The sequence below is a fragment of the Mesorhizobium sp. B2-3-11 genome, assembly GCF_006442215.1.
Taxonomy (GTDB): domain Bacteria; phylum Pseudomonadota; class Alphaproteobacteria; order Rhizobiales; family Rhizobiaceae; genus Mesorhizobium; species Mesorhizobium salmacidum.
On record NZ_VFVS01000007.1, the window covers coordinates 102,165 to 127,722 of the forward strand.

General features: G+C 62.7%; 32 protein-coding genes. 19 read left to right on the plus strand and 13 right to left on the minus strand.

Annotated elements, in window-relative coordinates:
- Positions 1-142 precede the first annotated feature (142 nt).
- The 5 genes from FJ960_RS12090 (at position 143) to FJ960_RS12110 (ending at position 5,196) form a co-directional block, all read left to right on the plus strand.
- Entirely contained in the window at positions 143-1,171 is a 1,029-nt protein-coding gene (locus FJ960_RS12090) for an amino acid ABC transporter substrate-binding protein (protein WP_027144474.1), read from the plus strand.
- Positions 1,172-1,233: 62 nt separating this feature from the next.
- Positions 1,234-2,421 carry an amino acid ABC transporter permease gene (locus FJ960_RS12095; protein ID WP_140507432.1) on the plus strand — a complete coding sequence of 396 codons (1,188 nt, stop codon included), beginning with the start codon at positions 1,234-1,236 and terminating at the stop codon, positions 2,419-2,421.
- Between the two features lie 4 nt (positions 2,422-2,425).
- Positions 2,426-3,583, plus strand: coding sequence for an amino acid ABC transporter permease (locus FJ960_RS12100; protein ID WP_140714112.1), 1,158 nt, complete (start codon positions 2,426-2,428; stop codon positions 3,581-3,583).
- A 25-nt stretch (positions 3,584-3,608) separates the two neighbouring features.
- Complete coding sequence (locus FJ960_RS12105) at positions 3,609-4,412, plus strand: amino acid ABC transporter ATP-binding protein (RefSeq protein ID WP_013532420.1); 804 nt, start codon at positions 3,609-3,611, stop codon at positions 4,410-4,412.
- Positions 4,413-4,530: 118 nt separating this feature from the next.
- Entirely contained in the window at positions 4,531-5,196 is a 666-nt protein-coding gene (locus FJ960_RS12110) for a TIGR02117 family protein (RefSeq protein WP_140714114.1), read from the plus strand.
- 17 nt (positions 5,197-5,213) lie between these two features.
- Here the strand turns inward: FJ960_RS12110 and FJ960_RS12115 are convergent, their stop codons facing one another.
- Genes FJ960_RS12115 through FJ960_RS12130 form a run of 4 tightly spaced genes read right to left on the minus strand, consistent with a single transcriptional unit; the run spans position 5,214 to position 7,298 of the window.
- Positions 5,214-5,408, minus strand: a complete 195-nt coding sequence (locus FJ960_RS12115; protein ID WP_210243280.1) for a BrnA antitoxin family protein — start codon at positions 5,406-5,408, stop codon at positions 5,214-5,216.
- 44 nt (positions 5,409-5,452) lie between these two features.
- Entirely contained in the window at positions 5,453-5,749 is a 297-nt protein-coding gene (locus tag FJ960_RS12120) for a BrnT family toxin (protein WP_348642355.1), read from the minus strand.
- Between the two features lie 33 nt (positions 5,750-5,782).
- Complete coding sequence (locus FJ960_RS12125; RefSeq protein ID WP_140714120.1) at positions 5,783-7,042, minus strand: FAD-dependent monooxygenase; 1,260 nt, start codon at positions 7,040-7,042, stop codon at positions 5,783-5,785.
- A gap of 10 nt (positions 7,043-7,052) precedes the next feature.
- Positions 7,053-7,298 carry a zinc-finger domain-containing protein gene (locus tag FJ960_RS12130; protein WP_140714122.1) on the minus strand — a complete coding sequence of 82 codons (246 nt, stop codon included), beginning with the start codon at positions 7,296-7,298 and terminating at the stop codon, positions 7,053-7,055.
- A 168-nt stretch (positions 7,299-7,466) separates the two neighbouring features.
- On the opposite strand from FJ960_RS12130, the gene FJ960_RS12135 reads away from it, so the two are divergent.
- Both FJ960_RS12135 and ppx read left to right on the plus strand, forming a co-directional pair.
- Positions 7,467-9,659, plus strand: coding sequence for an RNA degradosome polyphosphate kinase (locus tag FJ960_RS12135; RefSeq protein ID WP_140507424.1), 2,193 nt, complete (start codon positions 7,467-7,469; stop codon positions 9,657-9,659).
- Positions 9,659-11,194, plus strand: a complete 1,536-nt coding sequence (ppx, locus tag FJ960_RS12140; protein WP_140714124.1) for an exopolyphosphatase — start codon at positions 9,659-9,661, stop codon at positions 11,192-11,194. Before FJ960_RS12135 ends, ppx begins: the two co-directional genes overlap by 1 nt.
- Here the strand turns inward: ppx and FJ960_RS12145 are convergent, their stop codons facing one another.
- From FJ960_RS12145 to FJ960_RS12160, 4 genes are all read right to left on the minus strand, one after another.
- Positions 11,195-11,617 (minus strand): DoxX family protein, encoded by a 423-nt coding sequence (locus tag FJ960_RS12145; RefSeq protein ID WP_140714126.1) that lies wholly within the window; start codon positions 11,615-11,617, stop codon positions 11,195-11,197.
- 122 nt (positions 11,618-11,739) lie between these two features.
- Positions 11,740-12,156: a DoxX family protein gene (locus FJ960_RS12150; protein ID WP_140507418.1), complete on the minus strand. Its 417-nt coding sequence runs from the start codon at positions 12,154-12,156 to the stop codon at positions 11,740-11,742.
- 237 nt (positions 12,157-12,393) lie between these two features.
- Positions 12,394-13,791, minus strand: coding sequence for a class II fumarate hydratase (fumC, locus tag FJ960_RS12155; RefSeq protein ID WP_140714128.1), 1,398 nt, complete (start codon positions 13,789-13,791; stop codon positions 12,394-12,396).
- A gap of 151 nt (positions 13,792-13,942) precedes the next feature.
- Positions 13,943-14,422: a cupin domain-containing protein gene (locus tag FJ960_RS12160; RefSeq protein WP_140714130.1), complete on the minus strand. Its 480-nt coding sequence runs from the start codon at positions 14,420-14,422 to the stop codon at positions 13,943-13,945.
- 91 nt (positions 14,423-14,513) lie between these two features.
- On the opposite strand from FJ960_RS12160, the gene FJ960_RS12165 reads away from it, so the two are divergent.
- The gene (locus FJ960_RS12165; RefSeq protein WP_246672736.1) at positions 14,514-15,503 is read left to right on the plus strand and encodes a LysR family transcriptional regulator; all 990 of its coding nucleotides are present in this window, start codon (positions 14,514-14,516) and stop codon (positions 15,501-15,503) included.
- Between the two features lie 37 nt (positions 15,504-15,540).
- Here FJ960_RS12165 and betI read toward each other — a convergent pair whose 3' ends face one another.
- Positions 15,541-16,179: a transcriptional regulator BetI gene (gene betI / locus FJ960_RS12170; RefSeq protein WP_140714132.1), complete on the minus strand. Its 639-nt coding sequence runs from the start codon at positions 16,177-16,179 to the stop codon at positions 15,541-15,543.
- Positions 16,180-16,260: 81 nt separating this feature from the next.
- On the opposite strand from betI, the gene choX reads away from it, so the two are divergent.
- Both choX and FJ960_RS12180 read left to right on the plus strand, forming a co-directional pair.
- Positions 16,261-17,199 (plus strand): choline ABC transporter substrate-binding protein, encoded by a 939-nt coding sequence (gene choX / locus FJ960_RS12175; RefSeq protein WP_140714134.1) that lies wholly within the window; start codon positions 16,261-16,263, stop codon positions 17,197-17,199.
- On the plus strand, positions 17,196-18,029 hold the full coding sequence (locus FJ960_RS12180) for an alpha/beta hydrolase (RefSeq protein WP_246672738.1): 834 nt from the start codon (positions 17,196-17,198) through the stop codon (positions 18,027-18,029). Before choX ends, FJ960_RS12180 begins: the two co-directional genes overlap by 4 nt.
- Here the strand turns inward: FJ960_RS12180 and FJ960_RS12185 are convergent, their stop codons facing one another.
- On the minus strand, positions 18,030-18,791 hold the full coding sequence (locus tag FJ960_RS12185; RefSeq protein ID WP_140714136.1) for an NIPSNAP family protein: 762 nt from the start codon (positions 18,789-18,791) through the stop codon (positions 18,030-18,032).
- 148 nt (positions 18,792-18,939) lie between these two features.
- On the opposite strand from FJ960_RS12185, the gene FJ960_RS12190 reads away from it, so the two are divergent.
- Together FJ960_RS12190 and FJ960_RS12195 are read left to right on the plus strand one after the other, a co-directional pair.
- Entirely contained in the window at positions 18,940-19,572 is a 633-nt protein-coding gene (locus FJ960_RS12190) for a TetR/AcrR family transcriptional regulator (protein WP_181174216.1), read from the plus strand.
- Positions 19,573-19,705: 133 nt separating this feature from the next.
- Positions 19,706-20,839, plus strand: coding sequence for a metallophosphoesterase (locus FJ960_RS12195; protein WP_140714140.1), 1,134 nt, complete (start codon positions 19,706-19,708; stop codon positions 20,837-20,839).
- A 33-nt stretch (positions 20,840-20,872) separates the two neighbouring features.
- Here FJ960_RS12195 and FJ960_RS12200 read toward each other — a convergent pair whose 3' ends face one another.
- The gene (locus FJ960_RS12200; protein ID WP_140714142.1) at positions 20,873-21,052 is read right to left on the minus strand and encodes a CsbD family protein; all 180 of its coding nucleotides are present in this window, start codon (positions 21,050-21,052) and stop codon (positions 20,873-20,875) included.
- A gap of 165 nt (positions 21,053-21,217) precedes the next feature.
- Here FJ960_RS12200 and FJ960_RS12205 point away from each other — a divergent pair, with 165 nt between their 5' ends.
- From FJ960_RS12205 to FJ960_RS12235, 7 genes are all read left to right on the plus strand, one after another.
- A complete protein-coding gene (locus FJ960_RS12205) occupies positions 21,218-21,886 on the plus strand; it encodes a glutathione S-transferase family protein (protein WP_140507398.1) in 669 nt (222 codons plus the stop codon).
- Between the two features lie 264 nt (positions 21,887-22,150).
- Positions 22,151-22,360, plus strand: a complete 210-nt coding sequence (locus FJ960_RS12210; protein ID WP_010915421.1) for a cold-shock protein — start codon at positions 22,151-22,153, stop codon at positions 22,358-22,360.
- 343 nt (positions 22,361-22,703) lie between these two features.
- Positions 22,704-22,931: a hypothetical protein gene (locus FJ960_RS12215; RefSeq protein ID WP_140714144.1), complete on the plus strand. Its 228-nt coding sequence runs from the start codon at positions 22,704-22,706 to the stop codon at positions 22,929-22,931.
- Positions 22,931-23,338, plus strand: a complete 408-nt coding sequence (locus tag FJ960_RS12220; protein WP_140507394.1) for a hypothetical protein — start codon at positions 22,931-22,933, stop codon at positions 23,336-23,338. Before FJ960_RS12215 ends, FJ960_RS12220 begins: the two co-directional genes overlap by 1 nt.
- A 1-nt stretch (position 23,339) precedes the next feature.
- Positions 23,340-23,498 (plus strand): hypothetical protein, encoded by a 159-nt coding sequence (locus FJ960_RS12225; protein WP_140714146.1) that lies wholly within the window; start codon positions 23,340-23,342, stop codon positions 23,496-23,498.
- A gap of 52 nt (positions 23,499-23,550) precedes the next feature.
- Positions 23,551-23,886 (plus strand): YkgJ family cysteine cluster protein, encoded by a 336-nt coding sequence (locus FJ960_RS12230; protein ID WP_246672747.1) that lies wholly within the window; start codon positions 23,551-23,553, stop codon positions 23,884-23,886.
- A gap of 88 nt (positions 23,887-23,974) precedes the next feature.
- Positions 23,975-24,586 (plus strand): LysE family translocator, encoded by a 612-nt coding sequence (locus FJ960_RS12235; RefSeq protein ID WP_140714150.1) that lies wholly within the window; start codon positions 23,975-23,977, stop codon positions 24,584-24,586.
- Positions 24,587-24,691: 105 nt separating this feature from the next.
- Here FJ960_RS12235 and FJ960_RS12240 read toward each other — a convergent pair whose 3' ends face one another.
- Positions 24,692-25,078, minus strand: a complete 387-nt coding sequence (locus FJ960_RS12240; RefSeq protein WP_140714152.1) for a nuclear transport factor 2 family protein — start codon at positions 25,076-25,078, stop codon at positions 24,692-24,694.
- Between the two features lie 20 nt (positions 25,079-25,098).
- Positions 25,099-25,533: an OsmC family protein gene (locus FJ960_RS12245; protein WP_140714154.1), complete on the minus strand. Its 435-nt coding sequence runs from the start codon at positions 25,531-25,533 to the stop codon at positions 25,099-25,101.
- Between the last annotated feature and the right edge of the window lie 25 nt (positions 25,534-25,558).

Below are 25,558 nucleotides of genomic sequence, written 5' to 3' on the forward strand. Positions count from 1 at the left end.
GCCTTCGATGCTGTTCGTGAATGGGAGGCGGCGCGTCGGTTTGCGATGCGGGGTTTCGGGAATGGGCCGGGATGGGAGCTGCGTTCACAAGGGAAAAAAGATCAGGGTTTTGCCTGAAAAAACAGAAAAGGGTCTGTGGGTTATGAAACACATTGCTATCGGCATTCTTGGCGTCGCCACGCTCGGACTGATGGCGTCGGCCGCGTCGGCAGGCACGCTCGACACCGTCAAGGCGAAGGGCTTCATCCAGTGCGGCGTCTCGACCGGTCTGGCCGGCTTCTCCGCGCCGGACGACAAGGGCGACTGGCAAGGCATCGACGCCGATTTCTGCCGCGCGGTTGCCGCCGCCGTCTTCGGTGACGGCACCAAGGTCAAATTCACGCCGCTCAGCGCCAAGGAGCGCTTCACCGCGCTGCAGTCCGGCGAGGTCGACATCCTGTCGCGCAACACCACCTGGACGATCAACCGTGACACCGCGCTCGGCCTGAATTTCATCGGCACGACCTACTATGACGGCCAGGGCTTCATGATCAACGCCAAGAAGCTGCCGGGCGTCAATTCGGCGCTGCAGCTTTCGGGCGCCGCCGTCTGTGTGCAAAGTGGCACGACCACCGAGCTCAACCTCGCCGACTATTTCAAGGCGAACAAGATGGAGTACAATCCGGTCGTCTTCGAGAAACTGGAAGAGGTCAACGCCGCCTATGATGCCGGCCGCTGCGACGTCTACACCACCGACCAGTCGGGCCTTTACGGCATTCGCTTGACGCTCGGCTCGCCGGCCGATCACGTCGTGCTGCCCGAGATCATCTCGAAAGAGCCGCTCGGACCTGCCGTTCGCCAGGGCGACGACCAGTGGTACCACATCGTCAAGTGGACCTATTTCGCTCTGCTCGATGCCGAGGAACTGGGCATCACCAAGGCCAATGTCGACGAGATGAAGAACTCCGCCAGCCCGGAGATCAAGCGTGTGCTCGGCCAGGAAGCCGATACCAAGATCGGCACCGATCTCGGCGTCTCCAACGACTGGGTCGTCAACATCGTCAAGGCCGTCGGCAATTACGGCGAAATGTTCGACCGCAATGTCGGCTCGGGCAGCCCGCTCAAGATCGCCCGTGGCATCAATGCGCTGTGGACCAAGGGCGGCCTGCAATACGCGCCGCCGATCCGCTGATCGAAATGTGATCCGGAAGGCAGGCACCTGCCTTCCGGTTTCTCTTTCACAGGGGACGTGACATGGCATCGCAGGAAATCCTACGCGAGGAGCCGAGCCGCGGCTCCTTCGTCAATGATCCGAGAATACGCAGTCTCTTCTTCCAGACGCTGGTCGTCGTCTTGTTGTTCGGCTCCATCTGGTGGATCGTGCAGAACGTCATCGACAACCTGCATCGCCTGCACATCGCCTCCGGCTTCGGCTTCCTCAAGGGGCGCGCCGGATTCGACATATCGGACACGCCGATCGCCTATACGTCGGACTCGACCTATGGCCGCGCCATCATCGTCGGCCTGATCAACACCATCATCGTTGCCGCCGCCGGCATCATCACCGCCACCATCATCGGCTTCATCATCGGCATCGGCCGCCTGTCGCAGAACTGGCTGATCCAGAAGATCTGCACGGTCTATGTCGAGATTTTCCGCAACATCCCGCCGCTGCTGGTCATCTTCTTCTGGTATTCCGGCGTGCTCGCCGTACTGCCGCCGCCGCGCGACTCCTATCATCTGCCTTTCGGCTCCTTCCTCAACCAGCGCGGCTTCTATTTTCCCCGCCCAGTCTGGGGCGACGGCTCCTGGCTGATCCTGGTCGCCCTTGTGGTGGGCATCGCCATGTCCTGGTTCGTCGCCCGCAAGGCGCGTCAGCGGCAGATGGCGACAGGCCAGCAATTTCCGGTGTTCTGGACGTCCGCCGCGCTGATCGTCGGCCTGCCGCTGCTCGCTTACGTGCTGAGCGGCTTTCCGCTGAGCTTTGATTTGCCGAAACAGTCAACCTTCAACCTGACCGGCGGCTTCCAGGTCAAGCCGGAATTCCTGTCGCTCTATCTGGCGCTGTCCTGCTACACGGCGGCCTTCATCGCCGAAATCGTGCGCGCCGGCATCAGGGGCGTCAGCAAGGGCCAGACCGAGGCGGCGGCGGCACTTGGCCTGCGATCCGGGTCGATCTTGCGGCTGGTCGTGGTGCCGCAGGCCATGCGCATCGTCATCCCACCGCTGACCAGCCAGTATCTCAACCTGACCAAGAACTCCTCGCTGGCGATCGCCATCGGTTATCCCGACCTGACGGCGACAGCCGGCACGGTTCTGAACCAAACCGGGCAGGCGGTCGAAGGCGTGCTGATCATGATGATCGCCTATCTCATACTCAGCCTTGTGACCTCGGCTGTCATGAACGTGGTCAACGCCAGAATGGCGCTGGTGGAGAGGTAGAGCCATGCAGGAACATGACATGTCCTGGGTGCGTACCGAGATGGCGCTCGCGCAGCCCGCGCCGGCGAGCGTCAGCGGCCCCATCGCCTGGGTGCGCAGGAATCTGATCGGTTCGGCCGGCGACACCATCCTCACCATCCTCGGCATCGTCATCGTCGCCTGGATTCTGCCGCAGGTCATCAATTGGGCGTTCATCAACGCGCAGTGGACCGGGCCGGACCGAACGGTCTGCGCGACCGTTGCGCAAGGCGGCATTCAGCCCGACGGCTGGAGCGGAGCCTGCTGGGCTTTCGTCAACGCCAAGTTCGGCCAGTTCATGTTCGGCACCTATCCGGTCGAGGAGCGCTGGCGGCCGATCCTGGTCGCCATCCTGTTCGTGGTACTGTTGGTGCCGATGCTGATGCCGCGTGTGCCGCGCAAGGGGCTGAACGCCATCCTGCTCTTCCTGGTGCTGCCGATCGTTTCCTTCTTCCTTCTGGTCGGCGGCATATTCGGCCTGCCGCATGTCGAAACCTCGCGCTGGGGCGGGCTGCTGATCACGCTGAGCCTGTCCTTCGTCGGCATCGCCGTGTCGTTGCCGCTGGGGACCGTGCTGGCGCTCGGGCGGCGCTCGAAGATGCCGATCGTCAAGATGCTGTGCGTTATCTTCATCGAAGCCGTGCGCGGCATACCGCTGATCACCGTTCTGTTTTTCGTCAGCGTCATGCTGCCGCTGTTCCTGCCGGCCGGCGTCACTTTCGACAAGTATCTGAGGGCGCTGATCGGTGTGTCGCTGTTTGCGGCGGCCTATATGGCCGAAGTGGTGCGCGGCGGCCTGCAGGCGATCCCCAAGGGCCAGTATGAAGGCGCCGATTCGCTCGGCCTCGGCTACTGGCAGAAGATGGGGTTGATCGTGTTGCCGCAGGCGCTGAAGCTGGTCATCCCCGGCATCGTCAATACCTTCATCGGCATGTTCAAGGACACCAGCCTGGTCCTCATCATCTCGATGTTCGACCTGCTCGGCATCGTCAAGCAGAACTTCTCGGATGCCAATTGGGCAACGGCGCAGACCGCGAAATCCGGCCTGGTCTTCGCGGCCTTCGTCTTTTGGCTGTTCTGCTTCGGCATGTCGCGCTATTCAATGTACACAGAACGCCGGCTCGACACCGGCTACAAACGCTAAACAAAAGAACAAGGGGACCCCAGCCATGGCCACCGAAAACGCCGTCAGCGCGGAAGAGATCAAGGTCAACGCCGCCAAGATGCAGATTTCCACCACCGATGTCGCCATCGACATCATCGCCATGCACAAATGGTATGGCGAGTTCCATGTGCTGAAGGACATCAATCTGAAGGTGATGCGCGGCGAGCGCATCGTCATCTGCGGACCGTCCGGGTCTGGCAAATCGACCATGATCCGCTGCATCAACCGGCTGGAGGAGCACCAGAAGGGCAAGATCATCGTCGACGGCAAGGAACTCACCAACGATCTGAAGAAGATCGACGAGGTGCGCCGCGAGGTCGGCATGGTGTTCCAGCACTTCAACCTGTTCCCGCATCTGACCATCCTGGAGAACTGCACGCTGGCGCCGATCTGGGTGCGCAAGACGCCGAAGAAGCAGGCCGAGGAAATCGCCATGCATTTTCTCAAGCGCGTCAAGATTCCCGAGCAGGCCAACAAATATCCGGGCCAGCTTTCCGGCGGCCAGCAGCAGCGCGTGGCGATCGCCCGCTCGCTGTGCATGAACCCGCGCATCATGCTGTTCGACGAGCCGACCTCGGCACTCGACCCCGAAATGATCAAGGAAGTGCTGGAGACCATGGTTGGCCTCGCCGAGGAAGGCATGACCATGCTCTGCGTCACCCACGAAATGGGCTTTGCGCGGAAAGTCGCCAACCGGGTGATCTTCATGGATCAGGGCCAGATCGTCGAGCAGAACACGCCGGCCGAGTTCTTCGACCATCCGCGCCACGAACGCACGAAACTGTTCCTGTCGCAGATCCTGCACTGAGCGGACTGACGCCGATTCGAAAAAGCCCGGCCGCGCCATTGCCGGGCTTTTTTGCGTCTGGCTCGTCAGGTAATGATCTTCTCCATTGAGCCGCGAACGGAATCGCGAAGCCGCACCGATGAGAAAACTCCAGCGTTTCCTGGCCCTGCTGGTTGCAGCAGTGGTGCTCGCCGTGGCGCTCGGTACGCTGGTGCCGCGGCCGCTCTGGCCGGCGGCCGCCGCGGATGAGGGCACGCGGCGCATATTGGTGCTGAAGAACCTGATCCACACCGACATCGCCATTCCGGTGGACGACGAGATGCGCCGGCGCTTCCGTTTCCTGACCGATGCCGGCCTGCCTTCGGGCGCACCTGAAGTGCGCTATATCGTCTTCGGCTGGGGTGGGCGGGCCTTTTACCTGGAAACGCCGACATGGTCGCAAGTGAAGGCGCTGCCCATATTCAAGGCGCTGACGCTCGACGCTTCGGTGATGCATGTCGACGTCGCTGGCGATATCACCGAGGCGCTCCCCGATGTCGCCGGCTTCGATGTGGACAAGGACCGTTTCGCCGCATTGCTCGACTTCATCGAAGCGAGTTTTCAGCAGGGACCGAGTGGCCCGATCGTCATCGACAATGCCGCCTACTCCAATTTCGACCGCTTTTATGAGGCCAATGGCCGTTTCAACGCGCTGATCGGCTGCGATACCTGGACGGCGGCGGCACTGCGCACCGCCGGCCTGCGCACCGGCTGGTGGAACCCGCTGCCGGCATCGCTTGGGTTGTCGATGCGGCTGTATAATTGAGAGATCGTTCGACTCGATCAGCCGGCCTTGCGATCCTGTTTCGCAACATACTCGCGCAGTGCTTTATTGATCGCGCTCTGATAGCCGCGACCGTCCGGCGAGCGTGTTTTGAACCAAGCGACAAGATCGGAATCGAGACGAAGCGTTAGCTGCTGCTTGATTGGCTTGAAATAGGGATTTCGAACAGCGTTCTGCCAGAAATCTTCGGTCAATTCGGGAATATCGCTTGTATCGACATTGCCTTCGGGTAGCGCGCTCAGCGATGCGATTTCCGCCTTCTGAGTTTCGTCAGGGGATGCGGATTTGTCGGGTCAAACTTATGTCGAACGATTTTGCGCATAACGTTTTTTTCCGTTGTTGTGGCCCTCGGCGCGGAAATGATGCGGATCACGTCCATCCCGTCTTCTGCTCGATCGGCATGGGCGACCAACAGCACAAGGAAACCCTCGACTACGCCCGTTGTTTGCCATCGGTACTCGCCGTCCTCGACTCTGTCCTGCTCGGTCAGCGCAAAGGGATTGGTGAAAACGCGAATGGCCGTCTCGAAACTCAAACCATGTTTGCGCAGATTCGACCTAGCCTTACGTCAAGGCGGCGGATCGTCGGGCCGCTTCATGATGTTCTGCTGTTCCCACCCGTATAGCCAGTCCAAATCCGCCGCGAGCTTCTCTCCCGGCCGCGTCGCCAGGAGCAGATTGCGCGCCAATGCCACCGGTCCCCGGGCGTGCCAGGCGAGGCGGTTGAGCGCGCCGCGTTTCAGCACCTTTTCGATGCGCGGTCGTCTCAGCTTCTCCCACATGGTGAGGCTTTGCGTCAGGTCGCCGGGGAAGTCGGCAAGGAAATCAGCAAGCATTGCGGCGTCCTCGATCGCCATGGCGGCACCTTGCGCCGCGAACGGGGTCATCGCATGTGCGGCGTCGCCGATCAGCGCGATGCCGGCTGGCATCGTCCAGGGCTGCTTCCGTTCGACTGTATGGAGTGGCCAGGTCAGCCATGGGCCAGCCAATTCCACCAGTCTCGCAAGGCCCGCGGCCGTGCCACGCATGGCGCTGGCGAGGATGCCGGGATCGGTGTGTCCGGACCAGCCCTCGTCAATGCGCTCGCCTTTGGTGAAAGCGACAAGATTGAACGCGTCACCCTTGCTCACGGGATAGGCCACCAAATGGAAGCCGGGGTGCAGGAAGGTGGTGACGCAGTCGGGGGCGCCGATCGCGGCATAGGCTCGCCCGGCTTCACTGTCCGCGCTCACCGTCGCGCGCCAGGCCAGTTCGCCGGAGAATTGGCTGTTCGCGAGGCCGGCTCCGCCGCCTGGGCCGGCAAGTCTCCGCACCGACGACCAGACGCCGTCGGCGCCAACCAACAGGAAACCCGCTGCCTGGACGGGCTTGCCGTCCACCTCGGCAGTCACGGTGACGCCGTGCGTGCCGGCGGCGATGTTGCCGACGCGCGCGCCGGTGGTGAGCTGGATGCCGGGCATTTGCACAACGCGCGCCATCAGGGCGTCTTGCAGATCCGCCCGGTGCGCCACGAGATAGGGCGCCCCCCAGCGTTCCTCGCCGGCGCCGCCAAGCGGCACGCGTGCCAGTTGGCGCAGGCTCGCGGCGTCCTTCAGCACCACGGCTTCCGGCTTGACGGCATTGGCGAGAAGCGTGTCGAGGACGCCAAGCCGGCGCAGAATGCGCGTCGCGTTTGGCGGGAGCTGGATGCCGGCGCCCGCCGCTTCGAGGCGCTTGGCCTGTTCGAACACCCTCACGGGGTAGCCGCGTTCGGCGAAAGCGATCGCCGCCGTCAGCCCGGCGATGCCAGCCCCGGCAATCACGACCTGCCGGGACCGCGTCTCGCTCATGATCGGGAGGTCAGGCGGCCTGGTCGATGTAGAGGCAGCCCGCCGGCAGCGTTTCCGTCGCCTTCAGCTTCGGCGAATAGCGGTAGAGGGTCGAGCAGTAGGGGCAGATTTTCTCATTGTCGTCGCCCATGTCCAGAAACACGTGCGGATGATCGAAAGGCGGGTTGGCGCCCGTGCACATGAATTCCTTGACCCCGATGTCGATTGCCGGATGGCCCGCATCGTTCTGGAAATGGGGAATGGAACCGCCTGCCATCGTCGTCTCCTTAACGCAGTCTCTTCTGCATCTGGATCATATCAAACCTCTTTGCAAGGTCGATGAAATCAAACTGTCGCAAAAGCCTGTCAGAGAACTGTCGCAAAAGCCTGCCACAGGATAAGTTAAGCCGGTTAACCGGCCGAGGCGGGCGGAAGAGCAGGAATCATGAACGAACTGAAGCCGGTACAGAGCGAATTCAACAACATCACGGCAGCCAGCCCGGAAGGCAATCCGGACCGTTTCGTCAACCGCGAGTTCTCCTGGTTGCAGTTCAATCGCCGCGTTCTCGAAGAATCGCTGAACACCCATCACCCGCTGCTGGAGCGCGTCCGCTTCCTGTCGATCTCGGCCGCCAATCTTGACGAATTCTTCATGGTGCGTGTCGCCGGCCTTGCCGGCCAGGTGCGCGAGGGCATCGTGCTGAAGAGCCCGGACGGACGCACCCCAGAACAGCAGCTCGAACAGTTGCTGCGTGAGGTCGAGCGGCTGCAGGAGGACCAGCAGAAGAGCCTTTCGGCACTCACGGTGCTGCTCAACAAGGAAGGCATCGAGAGCATCACCCGTGATGCGCTGACCAAGGACGAGAAGGCTTGGCTGGAAGAGCATTTCCAGGACCAGGTGTTTCCGGTGCTTACGCCGCTGTCGATCGACCCGGCGCATCCGTTCCCGTTCATTCCCAATCTGGGCTTCTCGATGGCGCTGCAGCTTCGCCACCGCAAGAATGGCGAGGAGATGAGCGCGCTGCTGCGCCTGCCGGTGGCGTTGAAGCGCTTTATCCGCCTGCCGGACCGCAAGAACCATGTCCGCTTCATTCCGCTGGAGGAGGCGGTCGGCCTTTACATCGGAAAGCTGTTCCCAGGCTACGAGGTCAAGGGCTCCGGCACGTTCCGCATCATCCGCGACAGCGACATCGAGGTCGAGGAAGAATCGGAAGACCTGGTGCGGTTGTTCGAAACCGCGCTGAAGCGTCGCCGCCGCGGTTCGGTCATCCGCATCGAATTCGACATGTTGATGCCGGGAGAATTGCGCGATTTCGTCGCCGGCGAGCTTGGCGTCTCGTCGAGCCGCATCAGCGTACTCACGGGCCCGCTGGCGCTCAGCCAGATATCCGAGATCGTCTCCGTTCCCCGCGACGACCTGAAATTCACGCCCTACAATCCGCGCTTTCCCGAGCGCATCCGCGAGCATGGCGGCGACTGTTTTGCCGCCATCCGCGAGAAGGACATCGTCGTCCATCACCCCTACGAGTCGTTCGACGTGGTGGTGCAGTTCCTGCGCCAGGCAATGGCTGACCCCGAAGTGGTGGCAATCAAGCAGACGCTCTATCGCACCTCCAATGACAGCCCGATCGTGCGTGCGCTTGTCGACGCGGCCGAGGCCGGCAAGTCGGTGACGGCGCTGGTCGAGCTCAAGGCCCGTTTCGACGAGGAGGCCAACATCCGCTGGGCGCGCGATCTCGAACGCGCCGGCGTGCAGGTCGTGTTCGGTTTCCTCGAACTCAAGACCCACGCCAAGATGTCGCTGGTGGTGCGGCGCGAGGACGGCAAGCTGCGCAACTACGTCCATCTCGGCACCGGCAACTACCATCCGGTGACCGCGCGCATCTACACCGACCTTTCCTTCTTCACCACCGATCCGACGATCGCCCGCGACGTCGCCCAGCTGTTCAATTTCATCACCGGCTATGCCGAGCCGACCGCCGAAATGCGGCTGGCGATCTCGCCGTTCACGCTGAGAAGCCGCATCCTCAAGCACATTTCAGACGAGGTCACCCATGCGTTGGAGGGACGGCCGGCGCGCATCTGGATGAAGATGAACGCGCTCGTCGATCCCATCATCATCGATGCGCTCTACGACGCCAGCCGCGTCGGTGTGGAAATCGACCTTGTCGTGCGCGGCATATGCTGTCTGCGGCCGCAGGTGCCGGGCCTGTCGGAGAACATCAGGGTCAAGTCGATCGTCGGCCGGTTCCTCGAGCACAGCCGCATCTATTGCTTCGGCAACGGCCATGGCCTTCCCTCGGACGAGGCGATTGTCTACATCTCCTCGGCGGACCTGATGCCGCGCAATCTCGACCGCCGCGTCGAGACCATGGTGCCGATCACCAATCCAACTGTGCATGAACAGATTCTGGGCCAGATCATGCTCGGCAACATCATGGACAATCAGCAAAGTTTCGACGTATTGGCTGATGGAACCTCCCGGCGCGTGGTGCTGGAGGAGGGCGAGGAACCGTTCAACGCGCAGGAATATTTCATGACCAATCCGAGCCTGTCGGGACGGGGTGACGCGCTGAAATCGCATGCGCCCAAGCGTATCGCGCAGTTCAAGCGCCGCAAGAAGAACGCCGCCAGCTGATGCTGTCCAATTCCCAGGGCCGGCTGCAGGACCGCCGACCGCTGTCCATCATCGACATCGGGTCCAATTCGGTCCGTCTTGTCGTCTATGAGGGGCTGGCGCGTTCGCCGACCACGCTGTTCAACGAAAAGATGCTGGCGGGCCTCGGCCGCGGCATCGTGTCGACGGGGAAGCTCGACCCCGAGGGGGTGGCGCGCTCGATGGAGGAGTTTCGCCGTTTCCGCGCGCTCTCCGACCAGGCGGGTGCCGAACACATGTACGTGCTGGCGACCGCCGCCGCCCGCGAGGCGATCAACGGTCCCGATTTCATCCATCGGGCCGAGGATGTGCTCAAGACCGAAATCCGCGTGCTCTCCGGCCGCCAGGAAGCGCATTACTCCGCGCTTGGCGTCATCTCCGGTTTCCATCCGGCCAACGGCATTGCCGGCGACCTTGGCGGCGGCAGCCTGGAGCTTATCGACATCGACGGCGAGGCGATCGGCGACGGCATCACGCTGCCGCTTGGCGGCCTGCGCCTGCAGGACATGGCGAAGAACTCGCTCGTCCAGGCGCAGAAGATCGCGCGCCAGGAATTGGCCCGGGCCAAGCTCTTGAAGGGTGGGCAGGGCAGGACTTTTTACGCTGTCGGCGGCACCTGGCGAAATCTTGCCAGGCTGCACATGGAGATGAACAACTATCCGCTCGGCGTCATGCACCACTACGAGATATCGGCCGAAAGTGCTCAAACCTTCCTCAAGCAGGTAGCTAGCGGCGAGGTCGAAAAGGTGAGGGGTATCGAGGGCGTGTCCAAGAACCGCCGCTCGCTGCTGCCATACGGCGCTCTCGTGCTGCAGGAAATCATGACGGCGATGCAGCCGTCCAGGATTGTCGTTTCGGCGCAAGGCGTGCGCGAAGGTTTTCTCTATTCGCTGCTCGACGCGGCCGAGCAGAAGGCCGATCCGCTGATCTCGGCCGCCGAGGAGCTTGCGCTTTTGCGCTCGCGTTCGGTCCATCACGCGCATGATCTGGTCGAATGGACAGGCAAGGCCTTCAAGGCGTTCGGCATCGACGAGACGGAAGACGAAGCGCGCTATCGCCACGCCGCCTGCCTGCTCGCCGATATCGGCTGGCGCGCTCATCCGGAATATCGCGGCAAGCAGTCGCTCAACATCATCGCGCATGCGTCCTTCATCGGTGTCGATCATCCCGGCCGCGCCTATCTGGCGCTGACCAACGCCTACCGTCATGACGGCGTCTTCAATGAATTGGTGGCGCCCGAAATCAAGGCGCTGGCGCCGCCGCGCCTGTTGGAGCGCGCCCGCGTGCTGGCGGCGATGATGCGCGTCGTCTACCTGCTGACGGCCGCGATGCCTGGCATCATGCCGAGGCTGAAATGGGAAAGTCGCCCCAACGGCGCGCTGGCGCTGGTGCTGCCGGCTTCGCTTTCCGACCTCTACGGCGAGCGCCCGGCCGGCCGGCTGGCGCAGCTGGCGCGCATCACCAACCGCCGCTTGGAACTGGCGATCGAGGGCGGGCAGAGCGTGTCGGTCAAATAGTCAAGTCGCGTCGGCGCCGATGCCGAAGCCTCGCCCGTCGGCCGACCATGCGCCAGCGCCGGCCATGGCAAGCGCCAGCAAGCCGCCCGCGATGGCGATGTCCTTCATCAGCATCTGCTGATGCAGGAAGGCGAGCGTCGCATCGCCGGCGCCTTGGCCGTAATGGCCGATGAAGCCCGCCACGATGCAGAAGGCGGCCAGCAGCAGCGCCACGATCCGTGTCTGGAAGCCAACGAGGATCAGCAGCCCCGCGATCAGTTCGAACAGGCCGGTGGCCCAGGCGGCGAGCGCGGGCAGCGGCAGGCCAAGGCCGGAGAAATAGCTGGTGGTCCCAGCAACGTTGGCGAGCGCCTGGAAGCCGGACGGCACGAACAGCACGGCAAACAGCAGCCGCGAAACCATAAGCAATGCATTGCGACCCATGGCACCCTCCCTTGCCGGCACGGTCACCGGCGACCATCGCAGTCTACGCCTATGATCACACAACGAAAAAGCAGCGCGGAAAATTCCGCGCCGCTTGTTTCGGGCCCTTGGTAGGGGAAGCCTTAGCCGCGCCTGGCGTCGATCGAATACGCGCCTGCACCCGAGGAGGCCAGCAGCAGGAAGCCGCCGGTGATGGCGACGTTCTTGAGAAACTGGATCATCTGCATCTGGTCGGCCCAGCCGGTGTGGGCGACCAGACCGGTTGCGATTGTGAAGATCGCCAGCACCCAGGCGGCGATCCTGGTCTGGAAACCGACGAGGACGGCAAGGCCGCCAAGCAGCTCGATCAGGCCGACGATGACGGCTGTCGCCGTCGGTGCCGGCAGGCCGAGGCCACCGAAATAGGCGGCCGTGCCGGAAATGGCGGATAGTTTGCCGAATCCGGAAAGCAGGAAAATGACTGCGAGCAGGATACGGCCGAGCAGGATGGTGACAGAACTGTTGGACGCGGTGCCGGCGGCGGAAGTGTTGATGGACATGGTGGCTCTCCGATTGGTTTGAATGGCCACTCAGATAGACGATGCCGACTGTTCACCAAAGACAGCTATGCGGCGACACATTGTTCACGGGACATACATTTCCGTGATCGGGCAGGAGGCGCGAAATTCGTGTCGGACGATGTGGTGGCGGGAGTAAATTCTCGCGCCGAAAAATGTCAGCCGTGGTCCGACGCAATTCCGGACGGAAAACCGCTTTGCACTTTTCCTGGAATCGCTTCACCCCGGATGCGTCATGTCCTCCGGCCGCACCAGGCGGTCATAGTCGGCCTCGCTGACCAGCCCGGTTGCCAGTGCTTCCTCCCGCAAGGTCGTGCCGTTCTTGTGCGCGGTTTTGGCGATTTTGGCGGCGTTGTCGTAGCCGATGGTGGGAGCAAGCGCCGTGACCAGCATCAGTGAACGGTCGAGGGCCGCCTTGATGTTGTCCTCTCGCGCCTCGATGCCGATTACGCAATTGTCGGTGAAGGAGACTGATGCGTCGGCCAGCAACTGCACCGACTGGAGGAAGTTGTAGGCCATCAGCGGATTGTAGACGTTGAGCTCGAAATGGCCCTGGCTGCCGGCGAAGGTCAGTGCCGCATTGTTGCCGAAGACCTGCACGCAAACTTGCGTCATCGCCTCGCACTGCGTCGGGTTGACCTTGCCCGGCATGATCGAGGAGCCGGGCTCGTTTTCCGGCAGCGACAATTCGCCGAGGCCCGAGCGCGGGCCGGAGCCGAGAAAGCGGATGTCGTTGGCGATCTTGAACAGTGCCGCCGCCGCCGCGTTGATGGCGCCGTGCGAGAACACCATGGAATCGTGCGCCGCCAGCGCTTCGAACTTGTTCGGCGCGGTGACGAAGGCGATGCCTGATATGGCGGCGATACGATCGGCCACCCGCTCGGCGAAACCGACCGGCGCATTGAGGCCGGTGCCGACGGCAGTGCCGCCTTGCGCCAATTCCTGCAGGCCGGGCAGCGTCAATTCGATGCGTTTGATCGACGATGCGACCTGCGCCGCGTAGCCGGAGAATTCCTGGCCCAGCGTCAGTGGCGTGGCATCCTGCGTATGGGTGCGGCCGATCTTGATGATGTGATTGAAGTCCCGGCTCTTGGCGGCGAGCGCCTTATGCAGGTGCTTCAGCGCCGGCAAGAGGTCGTGCACGATCCGCTCGGCGCAGGCGATATGCATCGCCGTCGGATAGGTGTCGTTCGACGACTGGCTCATATTGACGTGGTCGTTGGGGTGCACCGGCTTTTTCGAGCCCATGACGCCGCCCAGCATTTCGATCGCGCGATTCGAGATCACTTCATTGGCGTTCATGTTGGACTGCGTGCCCGAACCGGTCTGCCAGACCACCAGCGGGAAGTGGTCGTTGAGCTTGCCGTCGATGACCTCTTGCGCGGCCTCGATGATTGCCTTGCCGATGACCGGATCGAGCCGCTTGAGCTCCATATTGGCTTCCGCCGCCGCCCGCTTGACGATACCCAGCGCGCGCACGATCGAAGCCGGCTGCTTTTCCCAGCCGATCTTGAAATTGCCCAGCGAACGCTGCGCCTGGGCGCCCCAATACCGGCCGGCGGCAACCTCGATGGGGCCGAACGTATCGGTTTCGGTTCTGGTTTTTTCAGCGCTCACTGGGTCTCTCCTGTCGAAGCCGGCAACGGCGTATCGCGTTGCACAACGGGCTTCAAGCGGAGAATGTGTGCGACTGAGATGCAAATCGGTTGAAGATGCTTCCGATCTCCCCACTGGAAGCCTTGGAGGAGAGATCGGCAGTTTCGCGTTCTCAACTCAAGGGCGGACCGACAATGTCGATGCCATTTTCCGCGCAGATCCGCACCAGAGCCTCGATCATCTGCGGCGTCGGCTCCGACAGAGGCGGCAATTGCGGCTGTTGGGCGGGACGGCTGGTCTGACGCAGCATCGTCTCGAAATCGGAGCCGCCCGTGATGGTCAAGGTGCGCGCGCCGTCCTGGGATTCGACCCTGTATGTGTGCGGTAGGCCTTTCGGCGCGATGATGATTTCGCCAGGACCGGCGATCTGGTCGTGGCCGTCGATCCGAAAGCGCAGCTGTCCCTCCAGGACATGAAACACCTCGTCCTCGTGCCGATGCACATGCAGCGGCGGAGAATCGCCATGGGGCATGCGGTGCTCGACGACACAGATGCCGTCCTCGCCCTCCGCCGAGGAGAGCCGAATGGCAACCAGTGTGTTGTTGAACCAGAAGAGTTCCTTGCCTGCGATCGTGCTGTTGATCATTGTCATGACGGCTCTCCCTTGTGCTTGCGGTGCCGACCGAGCGGCGTCTGCGGCTACCTGACCAAGGATTGGCGGGCGATGGAAATCGAATGATCGTATGGGGCGGATTGATGCCATGAATTTAAATGCGCTCGACCTCAATCTCGTCAGGGTGCTCGATGCGCTTTTACGTGAACGAAGCGTGACGCGCGCCGGCGAGCAGATCGGGCTGAGCCAGCCCGCCATGAGCGCGGCGCTCAATCGCCTGCGTCATGTCCTCAACGACCAGCTGTTTGTGCGGCGCGGCAACGACATGGTGCCGACCCCGCGCGCCGAAAGCCTGACGGAGCCGGTGCGCGCGGCACTGCGCGAGATCGAACGCGTTTTCCAGACTGGCAAGGACTTCGATCCTGCCGGGTTGGAGCGAACCTTCACCTTCATGGGCGCGGATTTCTTCTCCATGCTGCTGATGCCGCCGCTGGCGGCGCGCATCGCGGCGATGGCGCCCGGCGTGTCGTTTCGCTTTCTGGACAGCGCGCGCGGCGACGTTTCGAGGTTGCTCCAGGACGATGAAATCGACGCTGCCCTCGAACGCCCGCTGGAGATTCCCGACTGGGTCTCCAGCACGCCACTGTTCGATTCGCCATTCGCAATCATTGCCGCGAGGGACAATACCGCGATCAAGCAAGCCGGGATCGCGGACGGCGAGCCTTTGCCGATAGAGCTTTTCTGCGAATTGCCGCATGTTCTTCGCTCCATCGACGGTTTGATGTCGGGCTCTACCGACGCGGCGCTGGACAAGATCGGGCTGAAGCGCCGGGTGAGCCTCGCCTTACCGCATTTTCAGGCAGTCGCACTGGCGGTAGCCAGCGGAAACCACCTTGCCGCCGTTCCCAGACAGTTCGCGGTAGCAGCGGTCAAGAGCTTGCCGGTCGTGATCTACCAACCGCCGTTCGCGATTGCGGTGCCGGAAGTCAGGATGTACTGGCACGCCCGCCATGACGATGAGCCGCCGCACCGCTGGATTCGCAATCAGATCCTCGAAGCTGTCGAGGCGCTCGGCTTCAGGGATCTCGACGGCGATGAAACGACCGGTTCCCGGACCTAGGCTTCATCCAGCCGTGTAACCGCCATCCACCGCAAAATCACCCGTGGGTGGTCGAGCGCTTTTGGGTTGCCAGCCGCGCGGCGACATAGCCCTTGACCTGCCGGATCGCCTGTTCGCGCGAGACGCTGCCCGGCTGCAGGCCAAGGCGAAGCCAAAGTCCGTCGATGAAGGCCGTGACGCCAAGCGCGATGTCGTCGGCCTCGCCGGGTGAGGCGAGGCCGCGCAGGCCAGATAACAGGTTCGAGCGCATGCGCCCGTGGATCACCTTCTGGATGCGCGCCAGCTTTTCATCGCGCGGCACCTCGGCACAGAGCGAAAGCCAGGCATGGCAAAGAGGCGGCAGGAAGAGATGCTCCTCGAAATTGCCCTCGATCACCGCATCCAGGCGTTCCATCGACGTCCGTGCCTGGCGAAGCCTTGCGACCACCGCATTGCACAGGACCGCGTTGGCCTCGCGCATCGCGTGCTCGAACAATTCCTGCTTGTTACGGAAATAGTGCAGCACGATGCCTTTGGAGGCGCCGGCATGGGCAGCGACCTTTTCCAGCGTGGCCCCCGCAATGCCTTCGCGCTCCAGAACCGCGAAGGCCGCCTGCCGCAATTCCTTGCGGCGTATGTCGCCAAGCCGCTTCAGTTTCACGAGATTGTTCCATGCATCACGAATCCACGTTGACATTTTCGTCCCGCGAGATCAATCATTGACCAGTGGGATAATAAAAAGACCGATTGGTCAATTCGAGCAATGAGGAGAACGGAAATGTTGCGCATCCTTGCAGGTGGTGCCTGTCTTGCCGCGCTGGTCTTGGCCTCGCAGGCGGCCCAGGCGGCGGACCCCGAGCAATGCCGGGCGGTCCGCATGGCCGAGCCTGGCTGGAACGATCTCGCTTTCACCACGGGGGTGGGCAACGTGCTCCTGCAAGCGCTCGGCTATCAGCCACAGAGCGAGGTGCTCGGCATCAACGTCATCTACGAAGGCATGAAGAACCGGGATCTCGACCTGTTCCTGGGTTACTGGGACCCGGCGATGGTCACTTATTACGAGCCCTACAAGAAGGACGGCTCGATCGAGAATGTGCGTGTCAATCTCGTCGGCGCCAAATACACCTTCGCCGTGCCGACCTATGTCTGGGAGGCAGGGGTCAAGGACGTCTCCGACCTGCACAAGTTCGCCGACAAGTTCGGCAAAAAGATGTATGGCATCGAGCCCGGCTCCAACCAGCTGATGATGGATGCCATCGCCGATCCGGCCTTCGGCCTCGATGGCTGGCACGTGGTCGAGTCCAGCGAAGCCGGCATGCTGTCGGAGGTCGGTTACGAGATCAAGGAGAAGCAGTTCATCGTCTTCCAGGGCTGGGCGCCACATCCGATGAACACCATGTATGACTTCAAGTACCTGACCGGCGGCGACAAGTTCTTCGGCCCGAATTTCGGCGCCGCGACGGTGACGACGCAGGTGCGCAAGGGCTACCTGCAGGAATGTCCGAACGTGGCGCAGTTCCTCAGGAATCTCGCCTTCGACATCGACTTCGAGAATGTCGGCATGGGCTACCTCATCAATGACGGCATGAAGCCGGAGGACGGGGCGCTGAAGGCGATCACGCTGAACAAGAACCGCCTCGATGCCTGGCTCGCCGGTGTCACGACTTTCGATGGCAAACCTGGTCTTGCCACCGTCAAGGAAAAGCTCGGCCTGTGAGACCACCGGACGCCTTGCCCATTGCCGGAGTGGAACAGGACGCCTGGGCTGGCCGCAAGCAATGGATCAATGCCGGCGATCTTGACATGGCCTATGTCGAGATCGCCGGCGCCGGGCCGCCGCTGTTGCTGGTTCATGGTTTCACGGATACCAGCCGCAGCTTTTCGCTGCTGGCGCCGCACCTAGCCGGACGCCGGCTGATCATGCCCGATCTGCGCGGCCATGGTGCCTCGCAGGCGGGCGACGGCTGCCGCGTCGCGGATTTCGCCGAGGATATTGCAGGGTTGATCCGGCATCTGCGGTTGGACCAGCCTGTCGTCGTCGGTCATTCCCTGGGCGGCATGGTGGCGATTGCATTGGCCGCGCGGCAGCCGGACCTCATCGGTGGCCTGGTCGTGCTGGCCAGCACGCTGAAGCCCGGTTTCACGCCGGACCATCCGCTGCCGGTCGGCATCCAGGATTTGCGCGACCCGCTATCGCCGGCCGACCCGTTCTACGACTGGTGGCATGCCTGCCGGTCCTCGGTGCCGCGGCCGTTTCTCGCTGGCCTGGCGAAGGAAGCTTCCGCCATGCCGGTGGCCCGCTGGCGCGCCATTCTGGAGGAAGTCCGCATCACGGACCTAATAGCCGAGGCGCGGACCGTGCGGGCCAGGGCGCTGATCATCGCCGGCGCCTGCGACCCGCTTTTCGGCGAAGCGCACCAGCAGGCTTTGGCCGAGGCGCTGACCGGATCCCGTCTCGTCTGGGCGCCAAATTGCGGTCACAATCCGCATTGGGAGGATCCGGCCTTTGTCGCCTCCGCGATCTCGGGGATGTTGTCCGGCCGCTGATCACCTCAACAGCGATCGAGCCGTGGGCACCAGCCGCAACGTCTCGGCCGGCTTCGTGCTGACGGCTTGCATGCTCTGGCCGAGCGCCCGCCACGCCGGCGAAACGGCGAGGCGATGGCTGGCATCGGCGTTGTGGAAGGCGGTAACGGCGACGAAGACGTTTTCTCCGGCGCGCACGGGAAGTCGAGGGAACGTATTTGCGGCCGGCTCCGTCAGGAAAGCGCCGAGCAGACGCGCGCCGTTCTGGGCAATTCGCATAACCATCTCCGCCCGGAAACGCCCGGCGAAGTCGGCGCCGGTGCCCGGCCGCAAATGATGAATCGAAATCTCAACCAGGCCAGGCAACCAATTCCGATCGCTTGTGCCTTTGGGCGCCGTTGGCCGGCGCGGTCCCGACAGATCGAAGCCGGCGTCCGGCCAGGCCGGTCGCAGCAGCAACACATCGTCGGAATCGATCATCGTCGCATTGGCGGCATCACGGTGCGCCGCCCATACAGGGCCGTCATAGAATGCGCCGAGAGCATCCTTTCGGGCATCCATGCTGTCGAAGCCGCGCATCCAGACGAACATGTCGGGACGATCGAGGTCGCGGAATTGGCCAATAATCGTCATCCCCGCATCTTCCTGGCTTTCGATGAACTCCGTGTCGAAGATCTCGATCAACGTTTCGCGCCGGCCGGGTTTCAATGTGTACTGGCGCAATTCGACGATCGGCGAGGCGAGTGCAGCGGGCTCCGGCATGGCATTCAGGGTCGGCTTCATCGGGCGTTCTCCAAAACAGGTTGATCATCCTGTTTATAAACAGACCGGTTGCCCTGTTTTGTCAACATGCTATCCTTCGGCAATGTCAGCAGAGATAAACATCCGGCCAAGGCGAGCCCGAGGCAAACGCTTCAACGACCCCGAAGGCATGCGCAGGAAAGTGCTCGATGTCGCGGAAGTCGCGTTTCAGGCACGCGGCTACCATGCTTCCAGCCTGGGCGACCTCATGACGGCGGCAGGCGTCAGCGGTGGCGCGCTGCATCATCATTTTCCGACCAAGAAGGCATTGGCGCTGGCGGTCATCGACGAACGCGTGGCGGCGGCGGTCGAGGAGACGTGGATAGCGCCGGTGCGGCAGGCGGCTTCGGCGCGCGAAGGCGTGCGTCAGGTGTTCGAAGCCGTGGCAGCCGAACTGGAACGGCAAGGTTTCGTACGCGGCTGCCCGCTCAACAATCTGGCGCATGAACTCTCGCTCTCCGATCCCGAATTCCGGATTGCCCTTGCCGGTATTTTTGCGGCATGGCGCCAGGCGATCGCCGACAAGATCAGGGCCGACCAGCGGGAGGGCAGGGAGCAAGGCACGGATCCCGAGCATTTTGCGCTGGTTGCCGTCGCCACCTATTCCGGCGCCATGTCGCTGGCCAAGACAGAGCAGCACGCCGGCCCGTTGCGCATTTGCCTTGCGGCGTTCGAGCGGAGCGCCGCCCACGCGGCATCATCGCAGGGCGGTCCGGGGGCGAGGCGACGTCGCAGAGTGCTGCGGCGGTTCGGCAGCACTTGAGGGCAAGCTACAGCCGAGCTTGCCGCCGATGCCGCGACGAGCGTGGAAAGCCGGTTGCTACTCGGCCAATGGCTTGATCGTCTCGTAACCGCTGAACTTTACTGCCGCCCGCTCTCCATGCTGAAATTCCCCGATGATGAATCGCCCTTCGTCCCTATTGCTGTCGCGGCGTGGTTTTCTGGTGCAGGCCGCCGGTCTTGCCGCGGCCAGTGCGCTTTCACGCCCGGCGCTCGGTCAGACCGGGCAGCGCATCCAGCCCGTCGACGCCACCTTCCTGTTCGTCGCCGATGTCCATGCCTGCCGCATGGCGAGCGGTTTGAGCCCCAATTGCCAGCAGGAAGGCAAGACGGACGCGGCGCTGTTGCGCAATGTCGCGGCGTTGAACGCCATCGGTGACAAGAAGTGGCCGGTCGAGATCAACGGCGTCGCCACGGGCTTGCGGTCGGCCGGCAGCCGCATCGGCACGCCGCTCGGACTTGCCGTCGGTGGTGACATCACCGACGACGGCGGCGGCCAGATCACCGAGCCCAGCGAAGGCACCCAACTCCTGCAGTTCAGCCAGCGCTATCAGCAAGGCATGGGGCCCGACCGCGTGCATGTTCCGGTTTATGTCGGCCTCGGCAATCATGACCTCGATCAGAACGGTCCGCCACATCATGTCGACTGGTACCGGCGCGAAATGCGCGATTATGTCGAGGTCAATCACCGCGCCGGCGTGTTCTTCAAGCCGCCGGTGCCGGCCACCAGCTACGACGTCGACACCGACTGCTATTCATGGGATTGGGGTGGCCTGCATCTGGTGCAGAGCCATCGTTTCGCCGGCGACACCGGCCACGGCGCCGACAACAGCCTGCCTTGGCTCAAGCAGGATCTGGCGACCTATGCGGCGGACGGCCGCCCGGTCATCCTGTTCCAGCACTATGGCTGGGACAGTTTTTCGATGGAGCGGTGGGATACCGTCAAGAGAGTATTCGACGACGGCGGCAAGGGAGCGCCGCATTGGTGGAGCGATGCGGACCGCCAGGCATTGCTGGCGGCCCTGAAGGGCTACAACGTCGTTGCCGTCTTCCATGGTCATCAGCACGAGGTGCCGATGATCTATCAATGCGACGGCCTCGATCTCTTCAAGCCGAAAGCGGCCTACATGGGCGGCTTCGCTCTGGCACGTGTCACCGACGACAGCCTGGACGTCGTGTTGGGGCAAGCCAGCGACGATCATGGCGACGTGATTTTCACCAACGCCTTCAGCAAATCGCTGAAGACGTGAAAAGGGCCGCTCGATATGGCCCTTCCACAGCGATCAAACAGATTTCTTGACCTTGTCCTTCACGTCGCCATAGGCCTTCTGTACCTTGCCTGTGGCCTTGTCGGCCACGCCTTCGGCCTGCGTCCGCCTGTCGCTGGTCGCCTTGCCGGCGGCTTGCTTGACCGATCCTTTCACCTGCTTGGCCACGCCGGCGACCTGATCCTTGTTCACCATTTCCGCATCTCCCGGATCTTGTTCGCTTGAGCAAACGAGCCGGCACCGAGTCGGTTCCAGCAGCCGCTCCCTGTGTCGGCAAACAGTGCCTTTCGGCGGCTGGGCCGGCAGGCTAGGGTGCCGGCCGGCGCAGTCCGCAAGGAGCAACACCGCCAAGGGGGACAGATGTCTGAATTCACGCTCTATATCGGCAACAAATGCTTTTCGTCCTGGTCGCTCAGGCCCTGGGTGGCGATGCGGTACCTGGAGATACCGTTCGAAGAAGGATTCGTGCGGCTGCGCACGCCCGAGACCTTTGCCAATCTGGCGAAAGTTTCGCCGACCGGTCAGGTGCCCGTCCTGGTTCACAAGCCCTTGAATCGCGATGGCAGGATCGTCTGGGAAACCCTTGCCATCCTTGAATATCTCGCCCACCTTTTTCCTGGGAAAAAGCTCTGGCCGGCCGATATCGGCGCCCGGGCGCTGGCGCGTTCGGCGGCGACCGAGATGCATTCCGGTTTTCGCGAAGTCCGCTATGGCTGGCCGATGAATTTGCGCCGGCCAAAGGGGCACAAGCCGCTCGATGCCGAGGGCGAGGCCCAACGTGCCCGCATCGAGGCGCTGTGGCGCGAGTGCCGTGAGAAACACGGCAAGGGCGGCCCGTTTCTGTTCGGTCATTTCAGTGCGGCCGATGCCATGTATGCGCCTGTCGTCACCCGTTTCGACACTTATGGCGGGGAGCTGGCGCCCGACACCAGGGCCTATGTGGACGCGGTTCTGGCTATACCGGCCATGCGCCAATGGTATGCCGAAGCCGCCGAGGAGACATGGCCGGAGCCGGGTCCCGACGAATAGGGCTGTCCGTGAAGCGGTTTTACCCAGGGATCGGGACGGGCCGCGTGAGGTGCTTTCAACTGGCGGATTTCGGGCCGATAGCGCAATATTTGACAGGCGGCTGAAACACGGATACAACAAATCTGTCGATATTTGTTTGACTGACTTTTGTTATCCGCGCTTTCGGGCGCGCCTTTGACGAACTTCCCACATCAAAAATCGAGACAAACGACGTTGTGCATCCGCACGGCGGCGAACGAATATTTGCCATGGAAAGGGTTCGTCATGAGCACCGGCACAGTTAAGTGGTTCAACGCCACCAAGGGTTTTGGTTTTATTCAGCCTGACGACGGCTCCGCCGACGTTTTTGTCCACATCTCGGCCGTGGAACGCGCCGGCATGCGCGACATCGTCGAGGGCCAGAAGCTCGGCTACGAGATGGTCCGCGACAACAAGTCGGGCAAGATGTCCGCCGACCAGTTGAAGGCGGCCTGAAGAAAGAATTCAGCCGTCCCGGTGACCACGGATGTACTGGCACCGGTGAATGGCGAATTCGGGCGCATGGCCATGGGGATCTGAGTTTCCAAGGTTTGTGCTGCCCATCAGGAGCTAGCCTGGTGCATCCAGTTGGATGCGCGGCGCTCCCAGGGAAGGTCAGGCGGTGCCTGGCCTTTTTCATTTTCCGCTTGTTGCCGCTGAAAATGCGCTGCGCATTGGGCTGAACGTGCTAAGGGACGCTCCAGCAATTTGAATCCGCTGCCGCATTGCTTTGTGCATGGTCCCGACCGAAGACCCGGTCTCGCCCTATCGGCACCAGGCTCCTGACAGGAGAAAGATTTTGACCGCTCATTCGAAGACAGCCGTCGATACGGCCGTGTCGCTGTTCAGCAAGATGCAAACTCAGTCGATGTCGCTCAATCGCATCAATTCCGAGCGCGATGCCGTCAGCCAGGCGCGGGAAGCCAAGACCGCGCGCTTGCGCGAGTTGCGGCTGGAGAAAGAGGCCGACGAGATGGCGGCCGCCGCAGCACTCGCGTTGCTGCCGAAACGAGCCGGAAAACGCTGATGGCCACCAAGCGCGTACCGTCAACGCCGATCGCCGCCGATGCGACCATCGCCGACATGGTCGAAACCCTCGACAAGCCGGTCGAATATGTCCGTCGCGTGCTGGAGAAACTCGAACGCTGCAAGCGCGCCCATGGCGATGCCCAGGTGCGCATCGGCGTGCGCGGCCGTGCCGAGTGCCCGAACTACCTCATCGAATATGTCCGCGAAGACGCCAAGACCCATGAGCGGGTGACCTATCAGGATGCCGCCTATAGCGGCAGCACGCATCGTGAGCTGGCGGCTCATCACATCGCGGAAGCCAGGAACTGGTCGCCCGAGGAAATGAACATCACGGCGGTTTCGGCGCTGATCGGCCGCCTGCGCAATCCGCGCGCACCATCATCGCGTTTCGCCGACGAGGACTGACATGGCCATAAAATTCTCCGCCAAGGACCAGCCGGCAGCGCCGGCTTCCGCCGCAAAGCCGGCCAAGCCGGTTGCCGCGCCAAAGGCGGCCGAGGCGGCGACCGATCTGTTCAAGTCGCCAGCGGACGCACCGAAGAGCAAGACCGGCAAGAAGAAGTAGCGCCTTGCCTGGGGACGCCGATCGCAATCTTGCTGCTTTGAAGCCGGTTGCCGTGGTAGCCGCGACCACCCTGGCTTCGTGTCAAGCAGGCATCGCTCCTGTGTTCGATTGCCAGAGCTGCGGCGCCTGCTGTTCCTATTCGGCCGAATGGCCGCGCTTTTCGACCGAGGATGACGCGCAGCTCGACCGCATCCCGGAAAAATACGTGGCGGCCGACCTGTCGGGCATGCGCTGTGACGGCGTGCGCTGTTCGGCCCTGTCCGGCGAAGTCGGCAAGTCCACCGCTTGCACTATCTACGAAATGCGACCGGATGTCTGCCGCGCCTGCATGCCCGGCGATGACGAGTGCCTGATGGCGCGCCGGGCGCTCGGATTTTCCACCGTTTAGCGCGCCTCCTGGCGGCGGATGCCGTGGCTTGTGCGCACCCCGCTTGCTGGCTAGGCTGCGTCAGGGCAGGGCGCTGGAGGAGATCATCGTGAGCATCGAATTTCTATTGACATCGCTGATCGTCGTGGCTTCGCCCGGCACCGGCGTTCTCTACACGCTGAGCGCCGGACTTTCGCGCGGTGCGCGGGCCTCGATCATTGCCGCCTTCGGCTGCACGCTCGGCATCATCCCACATATGGCCGCTGCCATCACCGGTCTGGCGGCGCTGCTGCACACCAGTGCGGTTGCTTTCGAGACGCTGAAATATCTCGGCGTCGCCTATCTGCTCTACATGGCCTGGAATACGCTGAAGGAGAAGGGCGGCCTGAGCGTCGAGGACAATCTCGCCCCACGCTCGGCCGGCAAGGTGATCGCCACCGGCATCCTCGTCAATGTGCTCAATCCGAAACTGTCGATCTTCTTCTTCGCCTTCCTACCGCAATTCGTCAGCACCACCGAGCCCAACGCGCTGTCGAAGATGCTGGAGCTCAGCTCGGTCTTCATGCTTTTGACCTTCGTGGTCTTCGTCGGCTACGGCATCTTCGCGGCGTCGATCCGCAGCCATGTCGTGTCGAGGCCGATGGTGCTGACCTGGATGCGCCGGACGTTTGCCGGCGCCTTCGTCATGCTCGGCGCCAAGTTGGCACTGGCGGACAGGTGATCGCGCGGCTTACAGCATGTCGCGGCAAATAGGGTTCGCCCGACCTGCTGTAAGCTTCTCATTTTATGCACGTCCCGGGACCGAGGACACTTCCGGCGACATACATTAGCCCTTGACGTAACCCATGGCCTCGACGATCCGCCCGCCCGCGACGCGCATCAGGTTGACGCCGCGCAGCGAATTGCCGTCGGCCATCCAGTAGCGCCAGCGGATCGTGGCGCGGTCGCCGGCCACGAAAGTCTCTTCGAGGTCGAAGCGCGTACCGGGTGCGGTGGCGATCGCCGACCACAGCTCGACACAGGCTGCCTTACCGGCGCGGCGCGCGCCGTCCGGCGCCGGCGTGGTGTTCTCGATCACGCAGTCCTGCGCCACCAGCTCGTCGAGAGCCGACGGGTCGTGACGCTGGAACACGTCGTTATAGCGCCGCATGATTTCAGCCGTTTCGCCGGATCGGTTGGCCGCGGCGATGTCGATGATCGATTCCTGGGTCATCGGATTTTCTCCTTCCGTTCTTACTGGGTTATGAGGTTCGCTTTCAGGGTGATCGCGGCGACGCCGGCCAGCGCCCGCGAGACGAGGCATCCCGCCTTGGCCGACTGCGCCAGCCGCTCGAAGTCGGCGGCGGCGAGACCGGCGACGTTCGCCTCCGTCTCAAGCTCGATGCGGGTAATCGTCGGCCCGGCTGCGGTGGCGCCCAGATGCACCTTTGCGATCGTGTGGATATCGCTTGCGATGTGACCTTCGCTGCCGAGAATGGCGGTGAGCGCCATCGAGAAGCAGCCGGCGTGGGCGGCCGCGATCAGTTCCTCCGGATTGGTGCCGGGGCCGTTCTCGAAGCGGGACGGGAACGAGTAGGCGCCCTCGAACACGCCGCTGCCCAGCCTTAGCCGGCCGGATCCTTCCTTGAGTGTGCCGTGCCATTCGGCCGATGCGTCGCGAATTGTCATTGCTCTCTCCTTTGGTTGATGAATA